Here is a 17,190-nt window from a genome sequence, read left to right as displayed (position 1 = left end):
GAGATCAGCCCCGCCAGGGGCGCGGGGAACTGCGCGAGCGGCCACGACGCAACCGGCACTCTGGGGCTCCGCCCCAAGCCCCGCTCCTCAAGCGCCGGAGGGGCTGGGAGTTGGCTGCGAGGCCCGCGCCCAGGCGCCCCGGGTGCGCGGAAGGCCCGCCGTTCCCGGTGAGGGAGCGGCGGGCCTTCGGGCGACTGACGCGACCAGAGGTCAGTGCGAGTGACCGTGGCCGTGGCCGTGACCGGCGTCGGCCTCGTCCTCGGCCGGCTTCTCGACGACCAGCGTCTCGGTCGTCAGCAGCAGCGCGGCGATGGACGCCGCGTTCTCCAGCGCGGAACGCGTCACCTTGACCGGGTCGATGACACCGGCCTTGACGAGGTCCTCGTACTCACCGGTCGCGGCGTTGTAGCCGGAGCCCTTCTCGAGCTCCTTGACCTTGGAGACGATGACGTAGCCCTCCTGGCCGGCGTTCTCACCGATCCAGCGCAGCGGCTCGACGACGGCGTTGCGGACGACGGCGACACCGGTGGCCTCGTCACCCTCCTTGCCGAGGGAGCCCTCGAGCACCTTGGAGGCGTGGACCAGGGCGGAGCCACCACCGGAGACGATGCCCTCCTCGACCGCGGCGCGGGTCGCGGAGATGGCGTCCTCCAGACGGTGCTTCTTCTCCTTCAGCTCCACCTCGGTGGCGGCGCCGACCTTGATCACGCACACGCCGCCGGCCAGCTTCGCGAGGCGCTCCTGGAGCTTCTCGCGGTCCCAGTCGGAGTCCGTGTTCTCGATCTCGGCCTTGATCTGGGCGACGCGGCCCTGGACGTCCTCGGACTTGCCGGCGCCGTCCACGATGGTCGTGTCGTCCTTGGTGACGGTCACGCGGCGGGCGGAGCCCAGCACGTCCAGACCGGCCTGGTCGAGCTTGAGGCCGACCTCCTCGGCGATGACGGTGGCACCGGTGAGGGTGGCCATGTCCTGGAGCATCGCCTTGCGGCGGTCACCGAAGCCGGGGGCCTTGACCGCGACGGCGTTGAACGTGCCGCGGATCTTGTTGACGACCAGCGTCGACAGGGCCTCGCCCTCGACGTCCTCGGCGATGATCAGCAGCGGCTTGGAGCCACCGGCCTGGATGACCTTCTCCAGGAGCGGCAGCAGGTCCTGGATGGCGCCGATCTTGCCCTGGTGGATCAGGATGTACGGGTCGTCGAGGACGGCCTCCATACGCTCCTGGTCGGTGACGAAGTACGGGGACAGGTAGCCCTTGTCGAAGGCCATGCCCTCGGTGAAGTCCAGTTCGAGACCGAAGGTGTTGGACTCCTCGACGGTGATGACACCGTCCTTGCCGACCTTGTCCATCGCCTCGGCGATCAGCTCGCCGACCTGCGTGTCCTGGGCGGAGAGCCCGGCGACGGCGGCGATGTCCGACTTCTCGTCGATCGGGCGGGCCGTGGCGAGCAGGTCCTCGGAGACGGCCTTGACGGCGGCGTCGATGCCCTTCTTCAGGGCGGCCGGGGAGGCGCCGGCGGCGACGTTGCGCAGGCCCTCCTTGACCAGGGCCTGGGCGAGCACGGTGGCGGTGGTCGTACCGTCACCCGCGATGTCGTTGGTCTTGGTCGCCACCTCCTTCACGAGCTGCGCGCCGAGGTTCTCGTACGGGTCCTCGATCTCGACCTCGCGGGCGATCGTGACACCGTCGTTGGTGATGGTGGGGGCGCCGAACTTCTTGTCGATGACGACGTTGCGGCCCTTGGGGCCGATCGTCACCTTGACCGTGTCGGCCAGCTTGTTGACGCCGCGCTCAAGGGCGCGACGGGCGTCCTCGTCGAACTTCAGGATCTTCGCCATGGGAGCGGTTCAGCCCTCTCGGAAAGCTAGGGGTGAAGCTTGCGATGAAGCCTCGGTGAAGCGTGGGATGAACGAACCGCGCCCCTGACCCCGGCTCGATAGTCGTCGCGGGTGCCAGGGGCGCAGCTCGAAGCAAAAGCGTTCTGCTTCGGTGAAGCGAGGTAATCCGAGGTGGATTACTTCTCGACGATCGCGAGCACGTCGCGGGCCGAGAGGACGAGGTACTCCTCGCCGTTGTACTTGACCTCGGTGCCGCCGTACTTGCTGTACAGCACGATGTCGCCGGTGTTCACGTCGAGCGGCAGGCGCTCGCCGTTCTCGAAGCGGCCCGGGCCCACGGCCAGGACGACGCCCTCCTGGGGCTTCTCCTTCGCGGTGTCCGGAATGACCAGGCCAGAGGCCGTGGTCTGCTCGGCGTCGAGCGGCTGGACCACGATGCGGTCCTCAAGCGGCTTGATGGCAACCTTGGAGCTGGCGGTCGTCACGATCCGACCTCCCCCTTCGGTGATCTCACGGGGTTAACTGTCTGAGGTGGCGACCAGGAGGACCGTCGTCGCGGGTGCCGGACCTGCCCGTCGCTGTTGGCACTCTCCTACGGGGAGTGCCAGAGCCGAGACTATGACTGCGATTAGCACTCGGTCAAGCGGACTGCTAATTCCGTCCCGCGCGCCGCCCCCGGCCGCGCCCTCACGCCTCACCCGCGGGCTCCCCCAGCCGCCCCCGGCCGCCTCCTCAGAGGTAGTCCTCCAGGCGGCCCGCCGCGAGGTGCCGGGCCTCCAGCGTCCGCAGCAGCCGGACCGTCCGCGCGGCGAGCCCCGGGCCGCTCCCGGCGCCCGCGCCCTCCCCCGCGCGGGCCAGCACGATGTCCCCGGCGCGCGGCCCGGCCGCCCCCCGCGCGTACCGGGGCCCGCCCGCGTCCAGCACCGCCCGCCAGAGCACCACCGCGTCGGCGCCGCACGCCCCGGCCGCCCGCAGGGTCGCCGCGTCGTACTCGCCGTAGGGCGGCCGGAACAGGCGCGGGGCCGTGCCGAGGCGGGCGCGTACGCGGTCGCGCTGGCCGCAGACCTCGGCGCGCTGCCCCCGCTCGCCGAGGCCGGGCAGCCAGCGGTGGCTCAGCGTCCCGTTCTGCACGCCCGCGCCGAGCGCAGGCAGGGCGCCGAGGCCGTGGGCGGGCCCGGACAGGAACACCGTCAGCGGCAGGTGCCGGGCGCGGACCAGGCGGACGAAGGCCGGGTCGCGCAGCGCGGCGGCGCCGGCCGGGCCCGCGTCGACGGTGAGGAAGACGACCCGGTCGCGGGTGGGCAGGTGGTCGAGGACGCGGGGCAGCGCGCCCGGCGCCCCCGGGTGCGGGCCGCCGGGCCGGCCGCCGAGGACGCCGGTGCGTGCCGCGCCGGTGGCGTGCGCGGACGGGCTCGGGGAGCCGGTGCGGGCGGGCGCGGTGGCGGGCGGGCGCACGGGGTGGCGCGCGGGGTGGCGGCGGACCTTCTGGGCGGCCTTGCGGCCCATCCGCTCGATGGGGTCGACGGACTGCGCGCATCCGGTGAGCCCGGCGAGCAGCGCGGCGGCCAGCGCCCAGGCGGCGGCGCGCCGGACCGCGCGGGCCGCCCTCTCCCCCGTACGGGAGGCAGCCGTGCCCGGGCGGGGCGTCACAGGTAGTCCTCCAGGCGGGCCACCGCGTACCCCTTGGCGGTGACGGTACGCAGGAACGTGCGGAGCATGTCGGTCATCGTGCCCTTCCAGTCCTTACGGCCGCGGAAGTGTGTGAGGACGATGTCGCCGGGGCGCAGGGCGCGGTCCCACTCGCGGTAGTCCATGCGGTCGGCGAACATCTCCTCGTTCCACAGCGGCACATGCGTGATCCCGCACGCCTTGGCGGCTACGAGGGTCGTGCGGTCGTAGTTGCCGAAGGGCGGCCGGAAGAGGGTGGGGCGCGCGCCGAACTTCCGTGCCATCAGGTCCTGCATGCCGCAGATCTCGCGCCGCTGCCCGGCGCGGGAGAGAGCGGGCAGGTAGGGGTGGTGCAGCGTGTGGTTGCCGAGGGTGGTGCCGAGGGCGCGCATGCGCCGGAAGTAGCCGTAGTGCGGGCGGATCTCGGCGTCGGTGAGGAAGGCCGTGTACGGGACGCGCAGCTCGCGCGTCATGCGCAGGAACGCGGGGTCCTGCTCGGCGCCGTCGTCGACAGTGAGGAAGACGACCCGGTCGCGGGTGGGGACGGTGGTGAAGACGGGCGGCAGGCCGTCCGCCCGGTGCCGCTCGACCTCGAAGCCCCTGCGGGTGGTGAGTACGGGCTTGCGGGCGGGCGGCGCGGGCGCGGTGAGCGGTGCTCGCGGAAGGCCCCAGCGGCGGGCGGCGGCCTGGAGGCGGGCGCGTTCGGCGGTGAGGCGGGTGGCGTACGCGTCGAGGGCGCGGGCGGCGGGCAGCCGCGGCGCCCGCCCTGCGGCGCCGGGTCCGGCGGCGCCCGCCGAGGGGGCGACCAGGGTGGACGGTGCGGCCGGGCGGGGTTCGGCGGCGCAGCCGCAGACGAGCGCGGCGGCGGCCAGCGCGGCGAGCGTCCCGCGCAGCAGCGGGCCCCGGGCGCGGAACGCCTCCGCGTGCCGTCGCGGGGCGGGCGGGACCGCGCGGCGGTCCTCTTGTCGTACTCGTCGCATGGCGCCGCATCCTCGCAGCTCAGAGCGGTGTCCTTGGGGGCGACACCAGCGCCGGGCGCGGAGCGTCCACCGACTGGCCCACAATGGGCCGGTGAGTGCCAAGCCCCCAGCCGATGTCCCCGCCGGTGCCTCCGCCGGCTCCTCCGCCGGTGACCCCGCCGGTGCCTCTGTAGGCGCCTTCGCCGCCCTGCTGACGCCGACCGGGCGCGCCCTGCTCGACGAGCTGCGCGACCACGACCCCGCGCGGGAGCTGGCGCTCGCCACCCGCCTGCGCCGCGACCACCCCGCGGAGCTGGTCTCGGCGGCGCTCGCGCAGGCGCGGCTGCGGCAGCGGGCGGCGGCGAAGTTCGGGGCGGACGCGGCCCGCATGTACTTCACGGCGAACGGCGTCGAGCAGGCCACCCGCACGTCCGTCGCCGCGCACCGGGCCGCCGCCTTCCGCGCGCTCGGCGTCACCTCGGTCGCCGACATGTGCTGCGGCATCGGCGGGGACGCGCTGGCGCTGGCCCGCGAGGGCGTACGCGTGCTCGCCGTCGACCGTTCCCCGCTGACCTGCGCGGTCGCCCGCGCCAACGCCGAGGCGCTCGGGCTCGACGGGCTGATCGAGGTGCGGGAGGCGGATGTGACGGACGTGGACACCTCCGCGTACGACGCCGTGTTCGTGGACCCGGCGCGGCGCGCGGGCGGGCGGGGCGGCGGGCGGATCTTCGACCCCGAGGCGTACTCGCCGCCGCTGTCCTGGGCGGTCGGCGCCGCGCTGAAGGCCCCGCACGCGGCGCTGAAGATCGCGCCGGGCATCCCGCACGAGGCGATCCCGGCCGAGGCGGACGCGGAGTGGATCTCCGACGGCGGGGACGTGAAGGAGGCCGTGCTGTGGTTCGGCACCGTGCCGGGGCGGATGCGGGCGACGCTGTTGCCGGGGGCGCGGGCCCTTGCCGGGCGGGGGTTGCCGGATCCTCAAGTACGGCCCGTGGGGCGGTACTTGTACGAGCCGGACGGGGCCGTCATCCGGGCGCATCTGGTCGCGGAGGTCGCCGAGGAGGTCGGCGGGGGGCTCATCGACGAGACCATCGCGTACGTCACCGCGGATGAGCTGCGGCCGAGTCCGTATGCCGCCGCTTACGAGATCACGGATCAACTGCCGTTCAACGTGAAGAAGTTGAAGGCGTTGCTGCGGGAGCGGGGGGTGGGGGTGCTGACGGTGAAGAAGCGGGGGTCGGCTGTCGAGCCGGAGGAGTTGCGGCGGAAGGTCATGCCGAAGCGGTACGGGAGTGCGGCCGTGACGGTGTTTCTGACCCGCGTCGATGGCGCCCCGAGCATGCTGGTGGGCGCCCCCGTGGGCTGACGACACGGGGCTCCACCCCGGACCCGGCTCCTCAATCGCCGGAGGGGCTCGGGTGTTCCTGTCGGCGGGGCTGACCTTTCCTGCCGATACTTCAGGCTGACGACACGGGGCTCCGCCCCGGACCCCGCTCCTCAATCGCCGGAGAGGCTTTCATTCGGGGGCTCGTGCCGGAGGGGCTGACCTTTCCGGCCGGCGCGTCAGGTGGACGTCACGGGGCTCCGCTCCTCAATCGCCGGAGGGGCTCTTATGTGGGGGCTCGTTGGTTGTGGCTCTGGTGTGGAGGAAGGCGCGTTCCTGTTCGTTGCGGGTGAGGGCCGCCGCCCGGTGGAACTCCCGCGCCGCCTCCTCCCGGCGGCCCAGCCGCTCCAGCAGGTCCCCCCGTACGCTCGGGAGCAAGTGGTAGTCCCGCAGGGCCGGTTCGGCGGTCAGCGCGTCGACCAGGGCGAGCGCCGGGGCCGGGCCCTCGGCCATCGAGACGGCCACCGCCCGGTTCAGCTCCACGACCGGTGACGGGCTGCGCGCGGCGAGCAGCGCGTACAGGGCGGCGATCTGGCGCCAGTCGGTGTCCTCGTAGCGGTGGGCGCGGGCGTGGCAGGCGGCGATGGCGGCCTGGAGGACGTAGGGGCCCGGCGGGCGGCCCGGGGCGACGGCCTCGGCGCGGGTGAGGGCGTCGAAGCCGCGGCGGATCAGCAGCGCGTTCCAGCGGGCGCGGTTCTGGTCCTTGAGCAGCACGGGCGAGCCGTCCGGCGCGGTACGGGCGGCGGAGCGCGAGAACTGGAGCTCCAACAGCGCGGCAAGGCCGTGCACTTCGGGCTCCTTCGGCATCAGCGACTGGAGCACGCGGGCCATGCGCAGCGCGTCCTCGCACAGCGCGGGCCGCAGATAGTCGTCGCCCGCGGTGGCCGCGTACCCCTCGTTGAAGACCAGGTAGAGGACTTCGAGGACCGAGCCGAGACGGGCCTCCCGGTCGGGCCCGTACGGCACTTCGAAGGCGACGTTCTTCGTGGCGAGGGCCCGCTTGGCGCGCACGACGCGCTGGGCGACGGTCGCCTCGGGCGCGAGGACCGCGCGGGCGATCTCGGCCGTGGTCAGGCCGCCGAACAGGCGCAGCGTCAGCGTGACGCGGGCCTCGGCGGAGAGCACCGGGTGGCAGCTCATGAAGACGAGCCGCAACAGGTCGTCGTCGATGTCGTCGGGGTCGTACGCGGCGAGGGCCCGCTCCTCGTACGCGAACTCCGTGGCCCGGCCGACCTCCTGGAGCTTGCGGGCGTAGTTCTCGCGGCGGCGCACGAGGTCGATCGCGCGGTGCTTGGCGGTGGCGGTGAGCCAGGCGCCCGGGTTGTCGGGCACGCCGGTGCGGGGCCACGCCTCCAGGGCGGCGACCAGCGCGTCCTGGGCGATCTCCTCCGCGATGCCGACGTCCCGTACGACGCGCGTCACCACGGCGATGACGCGGGGCGCCTCCATGCGGAAGACGGTCTCGATGGCGCGGCCCGCGTCGGTCTCGGCGTTCAGGGGGTCTGTCACCGGCCCATCACACACCGTGCGCGCCGCGCCGCCAAGCATCGCCCCCGGGACGGTGCTCAGCCCTCGGCGATCTCGCGGATCTCGGAGGTGACGGTCCAGAACTCCTCGTGGGCGCGCAGGAACCGCTTGGTCCACTCCAGCGCCTCCGCCTCGTCCTTGGCCTGGATCAGCGCGTAGCCGCCGACGACCTCCTTGGCCTCGGTGAACGGGCCGTCGGTGACGGTGATCTCGCCGTTCTCCCAGCGCACGCGCTTGCCCTGCGCGCTCGGGGTGAGGCCGGCCGTGTCGAGCAGCACGCCCGCCTTCGTCATCTCCTCGATGAGGGCGCCCATCCGCCGCATCAGCTCCTCGCTGGGGCCTTCGGGGGCGGTGCGCTCGTCGAGGCGGACCATGGTCAGGTAGCGGGGCATGACGTTCTCCGTCCGGTACGGGCCGCGCACTGCTCGCGGGGCCCTGTCATCCGTACGTCGAACGGGCCCGGCCGGGATCGACACCCGGCCGGAACTTTTTCCGGGTACTTCTCCGGGGAGTTCTCCGGGGACTCCTCCGCGGCCCGCCCGGGCGTCCGCTCAGACCTGCTCGAAGCGCCAGCGGTGGACCGGGCGGGTGAGCAGGCCGGCGGGCGGTTCGGGCAGCTCGGGGACGTCGGCGTCCGGCTCCGCGTCCCACCAGGTGATGACGAGGACGCGGTCCTGCGGGGCGCGGAACGTCTCCCGGCGCAGCGGCTCCGCCGCGAGCGGCTGCTCCTTGGCCCAGGCCAGCAGGTCACCGCCGGCGCCCTCGGCGGCGCGGGCCTCCCACATCAGTGCGAGCGTCACGAGTACAGGTTCTCCTTGCTGACCTCATGGACGTGGTCGTGGTGGTGGTGGCCGGGCACATGCGGCTCGGTCACCGGCAGGGAGGAGTCCGCGGGCAGGTCCCAGGACGAGGGCGTGCGGTTGCGGGCGACCATCTCTGCGCCGAGGGCGGCGACCATCGCGCCGTTGTCCGTGCACAGCTTGGGGCGCGGGACGCGCAGCCGGATACCGGCCCGCTCGCAGCGCTCCTCGGCGAGGGCCCGCAGCCGCGAGTTGGCGGCGACGCCACCGCCGATCATCAGGTGGTCGACGCCCTCGTCCTTGCAGGCGCGTACGGCCTTGCGGGTGAGGACGTCGACGACGGCCTCCTGGAACGACGCCGACACGTCCCGCACCGGCACGTCCTCGCCCGCCGCGCGCTTGGCCTCGATCCAGCGGGCCACGGCCGTCTTCAGGCCCGAGAAGGAGAAGTCGTACGCGGGGTCGCGCGGGCCCGTCAGACCGCGCGGGAAGGCGATCGCGTTCGGGTCGCCCTCCTTGGCGTAGCGGTCGATGACCGGGCCGCCGGGGAAGCCGAGGTTCAGCACGCGGGCGATCTTGTCGAACGCCTCGCCTGCCGCGTCGTCGATGGTCGCGCCGAGCGGGCGCACGTCGGAGGTGATGTCCGTGGACAGCAGCAGCGAGGAATGACCGCCGGAGACCAGCAGCGCCATCGTCGGCTCGGGCAGCGAGCCGTGCTCCAACTGGTCGACGCAGATGTGCGAGGCCAGGTGGTTGACGCCGTACAGCGGCTTGTCGAGCGCGTACGCGTACGCCTTCGCGGCGGAGACGCCGACGAGGAGGGCGCCCGCGAGACCGGGGCCCGCGGTGACCGAGATGCCGTCGAGGTCCTTGGCGCTGACCCCGGCGTCCTTGAGGGCGCGCTGGATCGTGGGGACCATCGCCTCCAGGTGGGCGCGGGAGGCGACCTCGGGGACGACACCGCCGAAACGGGCGTGCTCGTCGACGCTGGAGGCGACGGCGTCGGCGAGCAGGGTGGTGCCGCGGACGATGCCGACGCCGGTCTCGTCGCAGGACGTCTCGATGCCGAGGACGAGGGGTTCGTCAGCCATGGTTCTTCTCTTCGGTCGCTTCGGTCTCTACGGGCGCGTCGGTCTCTACGGGCGCGTCGGTCTCTACGGGCTTCTCGGGCGCCGCGGTCTCGTCGGGCGCCGCCGCGGTGATCAGGCGCATCACGAGCGCGTCCACGTTGCCCGGCTGGTAGTAGCCGCGGCGGAAGCCGATCGGCTCGAAACCGAACCGCTCGTACAGCTTCTGCGCGCGCGTGTTGTCGACGCGCACCTCCAGCATCACCTCGGCCGCCTCGAAGGCGGTCGCGTGCCGCAGCAGCTCGGTCAGCAGCCGGGCGCCGAGCCCGGTGCCCCACTGGTCGCGGGCGACGGCGATGGTCTGGACGTCGGCGGCGACCGCGTCGCCGTCCTCGGTGGCGGCGCCGGACGCGGCGAGGCCGCCGTAGCCGACGAGGCGGCCGTCGTCGTCATGGGCGACGACGTAGCGGCGGGTGGAGCCGATGCCGCGCGCGTGCGCCAGCTCGGACCAGAACATGCCGCGGGACCAGGCGTCGTCCGGGAAGAGGTCCTTCTCCAGCGCGAGCACGGCGTCGATGTCCCACCAGCGCATCTCGCGCAACTGTGCGGTCGCCGTCGTCACTGGGGGGTGACCACCTTGTAGTTCTTCGGGACCTGCGCGTCGGGGCGGCGCAGGTAGAGGGGGCGCGGTTCGAGCAGGTCCTCGCCGGCGGCCAGCCTCTCGGCGGCGAGCGCGGCGAGCGCCGCCGCGGACACGTGCTCGGGGCCGTGCGCGTCGGGGAACGTCTCCGGGTACAGCAGCGCGCCCGCGCCCACCGCGGGCAGGCCCGCGACCTGCTCGGCGATGTCCGCGGGCCGGTCGACGGCGGCCTCGGTGACACGGGTGCGGCGGTCGTCGTAGCGCGCCCAGTACACCTCCTTGCGGCGGGCGTCCGTGGCGACGACGAACGGGCCATCGACGTCGGTCGCGTACGCGAGGCCGTCGAGCGTGCACACGCCGTGCACGGGCACCTCCAGCGCGAGACCGAACGTGTCGGCCGTCATCAGGCCGACGCGCAGTCCGGTGTACGGGCCCGGGCCGACGCCCACGACGATGCCCGTGACGGCGTCCAGCGTGACGCCGGCCTCGCCGAGCACGCGGTCCACGGCCGGCAGCAGCAGCTCCCCGTGTCTGCGGGCGTCGACCTGACCCGACTCGGCGACGACGGCGGAACCGTCGTGCAGGGCGACGGTGACGGCGGGGGTGGCGGTATCCAGAGCGAGCAGAAGCACACGAACAGCCTACGGCGCCGCGGGGGCGTACACGTCCGCGCTCCGGCAACCCGGGGCGGGGCGCGGCGGCTGCTACCGTCAGCGCAGGTGTCGGACATGAGAGGCAGGATCCCCTGGTGGCACGGAGCAGCACCGGATTCGTGACCGCGCTGACGGCGGGCGCGCTGGCCGTGGTCGGCTTCCTCGCGTTCCAGGCGTCGGCGAGCGTGCCGTCGACCCTCACCCAGCCGAAGCAGAAGCCCTCCGCCTCCGCGTCGCCGCACTCCCCCCGGCACAAGACCGACGCGAAAGCCGTGCCGGCGCAGTCCGGCGCCGGGGACCGGGTCGTCTACGCGCTGAGCGAGCACCGCGTGTGGCTCGTCGGGCCCGGCAAGTCCGTCCGTACGTACGAGGTGACGCCGGGGACGGTGAATCCGCCGGCCGGGACGTACGCGGTGAACTCGCGGTCCGGGGCGATCACCGGGACGGACGGGGTGCCGATCGAGCACGTCGTGCGGTTCGCTTCGGCGGGCGGGGTCGTCATCGGGTTCAGCTCGGCGGTGGACGGGGCGACGGGGGAGCCGGATCCGTCCAAGCAGACCGGGGGGATTCGGCAGTCTCGGGCTGACGGCGACGCGATGTGGCAGTTCGCCACGATCGGCCGCAAGGTAGTAGTCGTCCCTTGACCTAATCGCCCCGGCGCGGGTGAGCGGTCGCCCCCGCCCGGCGGACACCCTCAACTTTCGTCGTGGCCGCTCGCGCAGTTCCCCGCGCCCCTGAGGGAGCGGGGCTCCGCCCCAGCTCCCCAGGGGAGGAGGCGGCGACGCAGTCGCCCCGACAGGGGCGCGGGGAACTGCGCGACCAGCCCCCACCCACCCGCGGACGAAGTACGACCCAGGGGCGCGGGGAACTGCGCGGGTTTGTTGGGGGCGGCCGCCGAAAAACCTGCCGTCAGCGGAGCGTCAGGGCGTTGGTCCAGCGCCCCCCAACCCCTTCGAGCCGCACGACGCGGACCTCGTCGGACGTATCCCCGACGGCCCGCTCGATCACCACCCGCAACCGCTCATCGGCCAGCTCCTCCACCTTCCCGTCCCCCCACTCCACGACCACGACGGACTCCGGCAGGGAGACATCCAGGTCGAGGTCCTCCATCTCGTCGAGCCCGCCGCCCAGGCGATACGCGTCGACATGCACGAGCGCCGGCCCCGCCCCCAGCGAGGGATGCACCCGGGCGATCACGAACGTCGGAGACGTCACCGCCCCGCGCACCCCGAGCCCCTCCCCGAGCCCCCGCGTGAGCGTCGTCTTGCCCGCGCCCAGCTCCCCCGTGAGCATGACGAGGTCCCCGGGCCGCAGGAGCGCGGCCAGTTTCCGCCCCAGATCCTGCATCTCGGCCGGTGAGCCGATGGTGAGGGTGAGGGTGGATACGGGGGTGTGCGGTGCTGCCGGTGTCTCCATGGCACCCCACGGTAGCGCCGCCGCTCACACCGCCGCGCCGCGCGCCTTCTCCTTGGCCCGGGCGAGCAGATCGGCCAGCCGGTCGGTGACGGCCTCGGGGTGTTCGAGCATGACGAGGTGCCCGGCGTCGGGCACGAGCACGAACTCCGCGTCGGGCAGCAGCGCGGCGATGGCCTCGCTGTGCTCGCTCGGGGTGACGAGGTCGCCCTCCCCGGCGAGGACGAGCGTGGGCAGGCCGGTGAAGCGGGCCAGCGCGGCGGTCTTGTCGTGGTCCTGGAACGCCGGGTAGAACTCGGCGACGACGTCGATGGGCGTGCTCTCGATCATCCGCTCGGCGAACCGGGCGATGGCCGGATCGACGTCCCGGGACGCGAACGAGTACCGCTTGATGACCCCGGCGAAGAGATCGGCGGTGGCCCGGCGACCCTTCTCGACCCAGTCGGCGCGCCGCCCGAGCGCCTTGAGCACGCCCGGCAGCACCCTGCGTACCGCGTTGACCCCGGCGACGGGCAGCCCGTAGTTGACCTCGCCGAGCCGCCCGGAGGACGTGCCGACGAGGGCGACGCCGACGACGCGGTCGCGGATCAGCTCGGGGTACTGGTCGGCGAGCGCCATGACGGTCATGCCGCCCATGGAGTGGCCGACGAGGACGAGCGGGCCCTCGGGCGCGGCCGCGTCGATGACGGTCTTCAGGTCGTGCCCGAGCCGGTCGATGGTGACGGGCTCGCCGCCGTCCCGCTGTCCGGCGCCGCGCCCGGAGCGGCCGTGGCTGCGCTGGTCCCAGTAGACGCTGCGTACGACACCGCGCAGGGCCTGGCGCTGGAAGTGCCAGGAGTCCTGGTTCAGGCAGTAGCCGTGGCTGAAGACGACGGTGACGGGGGCGGGGGCGCGGCGCCCGAACAGCCGGCGCCTGCGCGCCCCGCTGCCCTCGCGCTCGGCGCCCGCGTCGTCGATCTCGTCGACCTCGTAGTACAGCTCCGTGCCGTCCTGCGCGTACGCCTTGCCGGGTGTCCCGCGCAGCGAGCCGTAGGGCGCGGACGCGTCGAGGGCGAGGCGGGCCTTGCGGCGCATGCCGCGTCCGACGGTGAGCCGTTCGACGGCGACCCCGGCGGCGGCGCCCGCCGCGACGACGCCTATCGCCGCGCCGGCGAGCCCGGCGCGCCGCCAGCTCCCGGCGGCCGCTGAGGCCACCGCGTCGGCGACGGCCCCGGTGGCCGGTGCGCTGCTCTCGCTCACGTGCCGCTCCCTCGTTCCTGCCCTGCCTGCCCTTTTCCCCCGCGTACGGGCGTCACACGGGCCCGGGGCCCGGCGCCCGCCCGCGCGGACGGCGCCCTCACGCGTGCGGCGCCTCGTCCACGTAGACGCGCGGGACCCGCGGTCCGATCCGCGTGACGATCTCGTACGCGATGGTGCCCGACGCCGCCGCCCAGTCCTCGGCGGTCGGCTCGCCCCGGTCACCGGGCCCGAACAGCACCGCGTCGTCGCCGGCCTCGGGCGTGTCGCCGCCGAGGTCCACGACGAACTGGTCCATCGCCACGCGCCCCGCGACCGTGCGCCGCTTGCCGCCGATGAGGACGGGGCCGGTGCCTGAGGCGTGGCGCGGGATGCCGTCCGCGTAGCCGAGGGGGACCAGGCCGAGGGTGGTGTCGCCGGGGGTGACGTAGTGGTGGCCGTAGCTGACGCCGAGGCCGCCGGGCGCGTGCTTGACGAGCGCGAGGGACGCGGTGAGCGTCATGACCGGGCGCAGTCCGAAGTCGGCCGGGGTGCCCAGCTCGGGCGCGGGCGAGATGCCGTACATGGCGATGCCCGGGCGGACGAGGTCGAAGTGGGTCTCGGGGAGGGTGAGGGTGCCCGGCGAGTTGGCGATGTGCCGGACCTCGGGGGTGACGCCGGCGGCCTCCGCGTCCGCGACCATCGTGCGGAAGGTGGCGAGCTGGGCGGCGATGGAGGGGTGGCCCGGCTCGTCGGCGCAAGCGAAGTGGGACCACAGGCCGGTGACGGTGACCAGGCCCTCGTGCTGCGCGGCGAGCGCCTCACGGACCAGCTCGGGCCAGTCGGCGGGCAGGCAGCCGCCCCGTCCGAGGCCGGTGTCGGCCTTGAGCTGGATACGGGCGGCGCGGCCCGCCTCGCGCGCGGCGGCGCACACCTCGCGCAGCGCCCACAGGCCGCTGACCGACACGTCGATGTCGGCCTCGATCGCCTCGCGCCAGGGCCCGCCGGGCACCCACAGCCAGCACAGGACGCGGCCGGTCAGCCCGGCGGCGCGCAGCTCCAGGGCCTCTTCGGGGGTGGCGGTGCCGAGCCAGTCGGCGCCTGCCTCCTTGGCGGCGCGGGCGACCGGGAGCATGCCGTGCCCGTACGCGTCGGCCTTGACGACGGCCATGAACGCGGCCCCCGGCGCGTGCGCGCGCAGGGACCGGACATTGGCCTTCAGCGCGGCCAGATCGATCTCCGCGCGGGCGCGGAGCGGGGCAGTCACGTTCTCGTTCATCGTGCGCCCAGTCTCTCAGAGGGGTCGGACAGCCCCTCAGGTGCCGGGCTCGCGCCGACGGTGGCGGGCGGCGCCGGGCGTGGGCGGGGCGGCCCGGCGGGCAGGCGGGCGCGCTGGGTGGTCCCCCGAAAAGCGGTGGCGTCGCCGCCCGCGTCTAGGTAGCGTAGGCAAAAACCTAGGGCTCCTAGGTTCGTAGGTTCGTACGGAGGGACGCGCGCGGATGATGGCCAGGGCGGGGCTGACGAGGGAGCGGGTGGTGGCGGCCGCCGCCGACCTCGCGGACGTGGTCGGCTTCGACCAGATCACCGTCGCCGCGCTCGCCCGCGGCTTCGGCGTGAAGGACGCGAGCCTGTACGCGCACGTGCGCAGCCTCGCCGATCTGCGCACCCAGGTCTCCGTCCGCGCCGGGCTCGACCTCGCCGACCGGATCGCGGACGCCCTCGCGGGCCGCTCCGGGCGCGCCGCGCTCACCGCGTTCGCGCACGCGTACCGCGACTTCGCCCTCGCCCACCCCGGGCGGTACGCGGCGACGCAGGCCGAGCTGCCCGCCTCCGCCCTGGACGAGCACCCGGGCCTGCTGCGCAACCTCACCTGCACCGAGGCCCTGCTGCGCGGGTACGGGCTGGCCGAGCCCGACCTCACCGACGCGGGCCGCCTGCTGCGCAGCACGTTCCACGGCTTCGTGTCGCTCGAACTCGCGGGCGGCTTCCGGCACACGCGCGAGGTGGACGTGACCTGGGACCGCTCCCTCACCGCCCTGCACACGACCCTGACCCACTGGCCCGGCCCGGAGGACGACGCATGAGCACGGCACCGACCACGCACCGGCTCCACGTCCCCGGCGCGACCCTCCACCACGAGGTGCGCGGCAGCGGCCCCACACTGCTCCTGCTGCCCGGCGCGGGCGGCGACGCGGCGGCCACCGTCCCGCACCTGCCGTCCCGGCCCGCGACCCTGCTCGCCGACCGGCTCGGCGCCCCGCTCGTCACGTTCCCTGGCGCGCACAACGGCTGGTCCACGCACCCCGCACAAGCCGCCGACCTGCTTCGCAGGCACCTTCTGGGGGAGACTCGATGACATGCGCACTGCTTACGACGTGGAGACGGTCAGGGACGCCGAACGCGCGCTGATGGCACGCCTGCCCGAAGGGGCCCTCATGCAGCGGGCCGCCGCCGGGCTCGCCGCCGCCTGCGCCGACCTGCTCGGCAAGGTGTACGGGGCCCGGGTCACGCTCCTCGTCGGCTCCGGGGACAACGGCGGCGACGCCCTGTACGCGGGCGCCCGCCTCGCCCGGCGCGGCGCGGGCGTCACGGCCGTCCTGCTCTCGCCCGAGCGGGCGCACACGGGCGGCCTGCGGGCGCTGCGCGCGGCGGGCGGCACGGTCGTGGACGGCGAGGCGGAGGCGGCCCTCACGGCGGTCGGCCGCGCCGATCTCGTGCTCGACGGCATCGTCGGCATCGGCGGCAAGGGCGGCCTGCGGCCCCGCGCCGCGCAACTGGCCGAGGCCGCGCGCGGGCCCGTCGTCGCCGTCGATCTGCCGAGCGGCGTCGACGCGGACACCGGCGAGGTCCACGGGGACGCCGTGCGTGCCGATCTGACGGTCACCTTCGGCACGTACAAGCCCGGCCTGCTCATCGACCCGGCGCACGAGTGCGCGGGCGCGCTGCGGCTCGTCGACATCGGGCTCGAACTGCCCGTCGCCGACGCGCGGGTGGAGGCGCTCCAGGACGCGGACGTGGCCCGGCTGCTGCCCCGGCCGTCCGGCGAGAGCGACAAGTACCGGCGCGGGGTCGTCGGCGTCGTCGCCGGCTCGGCCCGCTACCCGGGGGCGGCGGTCCTCTCGGTCGCGGGGGCGCTGCACGGGGGTGTCGGCGCGGTCCGTTACGTGGGGCCGGCCGCCGACGCGGTGATCGCCCGCTTCCCCGAGACGCTGGTGTCGGCGGGGCCGCCGGCGCGGGCGGGGCGCGTGCAGGCGTGGGTCGTCGGGCCCGGGCTCGGCGACGACGACTCCGGGCTCGCGGACGTCCTCGCCTCCGATGTGCCGGTGCTCATCGACGCGGACGGGTTGCGGCTGGCCGACGCGGAGGCCGTACGCGGGCGGTCCGCGCCCACGCTCCTCACGCCCCATGCCGGGGAGGCGGCGGCGCTTCTCGGCTGCGCGCGTGAGCGGGTCGAGGGGCAACGGCTCTGGGCGGTACGGGAGTTGGCCCGGCAGTTCGACTGCACCGTGCTGTTGAAGGGCTCCACCACGCTGGTGGCGTCCGCCGGTTCCGGGGTCGTCCGGGTCAACCCCACGGGGTCCGCGTGGCTGGCCACGGCCGGGAGTGGTGACGTGCTGTCCGGGCTTGCGGGGGCGTTGCTCGCGGCGGGGCTGGCGCCTCTCGACGCGGGTTCTGTGGGCGCGTATCTCCACGGTCTGGCGGCGCGCCAGGCGTCCCGGGGCGGTCCCATCACGGCCCCCGACGTAGCGAACGCCCTCCCCCAAGCCTGGCCCACGTAACCACCAGCTCCCCGCGCCCCTAGGCAGGCGGGCGGCCCCGCCCGGTGGGTCACCTCGACTCTCGTCGTGGCTAGTCGCGCAGTTCCCCGCGCCCCTAGGTGAGTGGGTGGCCCCGCCCGGTGGCTTTCCTCGACATTCGTCGTGGCTGATCGCGCAGTTCCCCGCGCCCCTGGAGGCGGGGCTTCGCCCCTGCCTCCCCCGATAGAGGTAGCGCACGAAGTGCGCACCGAAGGGGCGCGGGGAACT

The 17,190-nt window shown here is 74.4% G+C and carries 17 protein-coding genes and 1 pseudogene; 5 read left to right on the top strand and 13 right to left on the bottom strand.

Annotated features, from left to right (window positions below):
- Nucleotides 1–210: 210 nt before the first annotated feature.
- From groL to ACZ7LY_RS27950, 4 genes are all read right to left on the bottom strand, one after another.
- Nucleotides 211–1,839, bottom strand: coding sequence for a chaperonin GroEL (groL, locus tag ACZ7LY_RS27965; protein WP_471627498.1), 1,629 nt, complete (start codon nucleotides 1,837–1,839; stop codon nucleotides 211–213).
- A 176-nt stretch (nucleotides 1,840–2,015) separates the two neighbouring features.
- On the bottom strand, nucleotides 2,016–2,324 hold the full coding sequence (gene groES, locus ACZ7LY_RS27960) for a co-chaperone GroES (RefSeq protein WP_108013273.1): 309 nt from the start codon (nucleotides 2,322–2,324) through the stop codon (nucleotides 2,016–2,018).
- A 247-nt stretch (nucleotides 2,325–2,571) separates the two neighbouring features.
- The gene (locus ACZ7LY_RS27955; RefSeq protein ID WP_471627497.1) at nucleotides 2,572–3,489 is read right to left on the bottom strand and encodes a polysaccharide deacetylase family protein; all 918 of its coding nucleotides are present in this window, start codon (nucleotides 3,487–3,489) and stop codon (nucleotides 2,572–2,574) included.
- Complete coding sequence (locus ACZ7LY_RS27950) at nucleotides 3,486–4,487, bottom strand: polysaccharide deacetylase family protein (protein WP_471627496.1); 1,002 nt, start codon at nucleotides 4,485–4,487, stop codon at nucleotides 3,486–3,488. The genes ACZ7LY_RS27955 and ACZ7LY_RS27950 overlap by 4 nt, the downstream gene beginning before the upstream one ends.
- A gap of 91 nt (nucleotides 4,488–4,578) precedes the next feature.
- On the opposite strand from ACZ7LY_RS27950, the gene ACZ7LY_RS27945 reads away from it, so the two are divergent.
- Nucleotides 4,579–5,832 carry a class I SAM-dependent methyltransferase gene (locus ACZ7LY_RS27945; RefSeq protein ID WP_471627495.1) on the top strand — a complete coding sequence of 418 codons (1,254 nt, stop codon included), beginning with the start codon at nucleotides 4,579–4,581 and terminating at the stop codon, nucleotides 5,830–5,832.
- A 225-nt stretch (nucleotides 5,833–6,057) separates the two neighbouring features.
- Here ACZ7LY_RS27945 and ACZ7LY_RS27940 read toward each other — a convergent pair whose 3' ends face one another.
- The 6 genes from ACZ7LY_RS27940 to tsaB form a co-directional block, all read right to left on the bottom strand.
- Complete coding sequence (locus ACZ7LY_RS27940; RefSeq protein ID WP_471627546.1) at nucleotides 6,058–7,419, bottom strand: RNA polymerase sigma factor; 1,362 nt, start codon at nucleotides 7,417–7,419, stop codon at nucleotides 6,058–6,060.
- The gene (locus tag ACZ7LY_RS27935) at nucleotides 7,416–7,769 is read right to left on the bottom strand and encodes a YciI family protein (RefSeq protein ID WP_471627494.1); all 354 of its coding nucleotides are present in this window, start codon (nucleotides 7,767–7,769) and stop codon (nucleotides 7,416–7,418) included. Before ACZ7LY_RS27935 ends, ACZ7LY_RS27940 begins: the two co-directional genes overlap by 4 nt.
- A 159-nt stretch (nucleotides 7,770–7,928) precedes the next feature.
- A complete protein-coding gene (locus ACZ7LY_RS27930; RefSeq protein WP_471627493.1) occupies nucleotides 7,929–8,177 on the bottom strand; it encodes a hypothetical protein in 249 nt (82 codons plus the stop codon).
- Nucleotides 8,174–9,268 carry a tRNA (adenosine(37)-N6)-threonylcarbamoyltransferase complex transferase subunit TsaD gene (tsaD, locus tag ACZ7LY_RS27925; protein ID WP_471627492.1) on the bottom strand — a complete coding sequence of 365 codons (1,095 nt, stop codon included), beginning with the start codon at nucleotides 9,266–9,268 and terminating at the stop codon, nucleotides 8,174–8,176. Before tsaD ends, ACZ7LY_RS27930 begins: the two co-directional genes overlap by 4 nt.
- Nucleotides 9,261–9,836 carry a ribosomal protein S18-alanine N-acetyltransferase gene (gene rimI / locus ACZ7LY_RS27920; RefSeq protein WP_471627545.1) on the bottom strand — a complete coding sequence of 192 codons (576 nt, stop codon included), beginning with the start codon at nucleotides 9,834–9,836 and terminating at the stop codon, nucleotides 9,261–9,263. Before rimI ends, tsaD begins: the two co-directional genes overlap by 8 nt.
- Before the next feature lie 26 nt (nucleotides 9,837–9,862).
- Nucleotides 9,863–10,516 carry a tRNA (adenosine(37)-N6)-threonylcarbamoyltransferase complex dimerization subunit type 1 TsaB gene (gene tsaB / locus ACZ7LY_RS27915; RefSeq protein ID WP_471627491.1) on the bottom strand — a complete coding sequence of 218 codons (654 nt, stop codon included), beginning with the start codon at nucleotides 10,514–10,516 and terminating at the stop codon, nucleotides 9,863–9,865.
- Between the two features lie 116 nt (nucleotides 10,517–10,632).
- On the opposite strand from tsaB, the gene ACZ7LY_RS27910 reads away from it, so the two are divergent.
- Nucleotides 10,633–11,181 carry a L,D-transpeptidase gene (locus ACZ7LY_RS27910; RefSeq protein ID WP_471627490.1) on the top strand — a complete coding sequence of 183 codons (549 nt, stop codon included), beginning with the start codon at nucleotides 10,633–10,635 and terminating at the stop codon, nucleotides 11,179–11,181.
- Nucleotides 11,182–11,446: 265 nt separating this feature from the next.
- Here the strand turns inward: ACZ7LY_RS27910 and tsaE are convergent, their stop codons facing one another.
- From tsaE to alr, 3 genes and pseudogenes are all read right to left on the bottom strand, one after another.
- A complete protein-coding gene (gene tsaE, locus ACZ7LY_RS27905; protein WP_471627489.1) occupies nucleotides 11,447–11,953 on the bottom strand; it encodes a tRNA (adenosine(37)-N6)-threonylcarbamoyltransferase complex ATPase subunit type 1 TsaE in 507 nt (168 codons plus the stop codon).
- Nucleotides 11,925–13,189 (bottom strand): annotated as a pseudogene (locus ACZ7LY_RS27900) (alpha/beta fold hydrolase); the annotation flags it as partial. The pseudogene ACZ7LY_RS27900 and the gene tsaE, both read right to left, overlap by 29 nt.
- Nucleotides 13,190–13,286: 97 nt before the next feature.
- Entirely contained in the window at nucleotides 13,287–14,444 is a 1,158-nt protein-coding gene (alr, locus tag ACZ7LY_RS27895) for an alanine racemase (protein ID WP_471627488.1), read from the bottom strand.
- 223 nt (nucleotides 14,445–14,667) lie between these two features.
- Between alr and ACZ7LY_RS27890 the strand changes: the two genes are divergently transcribed.
- From ACZ7LY_RS27890 to ACZ7LY_RS27880, 3 genes are read left to right on the top strand one after another with little or no spacing between them, the layout of a single operon-like run.
- The gene (locus ACZ7LY_RS27890; RefSeq protein ID WP_471627544.1) at nucleotides 14,668–15,249 is read left to right on the top strand and encodes a TetR/AcrR family transcriptional regulator; all 582 of its coding nucleotides are present in this window, start codon (nucleotides 14,668–14,670) and stop codon (nucleotides 15,247–15,249) included.
- Nucleotides 15,246–15,521, top strand: a complete 276-nt coding sequence (locus ACZ7LY_RS27885; protein ID WP_471627487.1) for an alpha/beta fold hydrolase — start codon at nucleotides 15,246–15,248, stop codon at nucleotides 15,519–15,521. Before ACZ7LY_RS27890 ends, ACZ7LY_RS27885 begins: the two co-directional genes overlap by 4 nt.
- A gap of 1 nt (nucleotide 15,522) precedes the next feature.
- Nucleotides 15,523–16,944, top strand: coding sequence for an NAD(P)H-hydrate dehydratase (locus tag ACZ7LY_RS27880; protein WP_471627486.1), 1,422 nt, complete (start codon nucleotides 15,523–15,525; stop codon nucleotides 16,942–16,944).
- The last annotated feature ends 246 nt before the right edge of the window (nucleotides 16,945–17,190 follow it).

Source organism: Streptomyces sp. NPDC107550 (assembly GCF_055639095.1).
The sequence above is the reverse complement of the archived record's forward strand: the minus strand, read 5'-3'. Positions and strand labels throughout refer to the sequence as shown.

Coding starts and splice junctions, on each gene's coding strand:
- ACZ7LY_RS27880 (WP_471627486.1), top strand. CDS start 15,523: ATGCGCACTGCTTACGACGTGGAGACGGTCAGGGACGCCGAACGCGCG.
- ACZ7LY_RS27935 (WP_471627494.1), bottom strand. CDS start 7,769: ATGCCCCGCTACCTGACCATGGTCCGCCTCGACGAGCGCACCGCCCCC.
- tsaE (WP_471627489.1), bottom strand. CDS start 11,953: ATGGAGACACCGGCAGCACCGCACACCCCCGTATCCACCCTCACCCTC.
- ACZ7LY_RS27890 (WP_471627544.1), top strand. CDS start 14,668: ATGGCCAGGGCGGGGCTGACGAGGGAGCGGGTGGTGGCGGCCGCCGCC.
- alr (WP_471627488.1), bottom strand. CDS start 14,444: ATGAACGAGAACGTGACTGCCCCGCTCCGCGCCCGCGCGGAGATCGAT.
- groL (WP_471627498.1), bottom strand. CDS start 1,839: ATGGCGAAGATCCTGAAGTTCGACGAGGACGCCCGTCGCGCCCTTGAG.
- ACZ7LY_RS27885 (WP_471627487.1), top strand. CDS start 15,246: ATGAGCACGGCACCGACCACGCACCGGCTCCACGTCCCCGGCGCGACC.
- tsaD (WP_471627492.1), bottom strand. CDS start 9,268: ATGGCTGACGAACCCCTCGTCCTCGGCATCGAGACGTCCTGCGACGAG.
- rimI (WP_471627545.1), bottom strand. CDS start 9,836: ATGCGCTGGTGGGACATCGACGCCGTGCTCGCGCTGGAGAAGGACCTC.
- ACZ7LY_RS27950 (WP_471627496.1), bottom strand. CDS start 4,487: ATGCGACGAGTACGACAAGAGGACCGCCGCGCGGTCCCGCCCGCCCCG.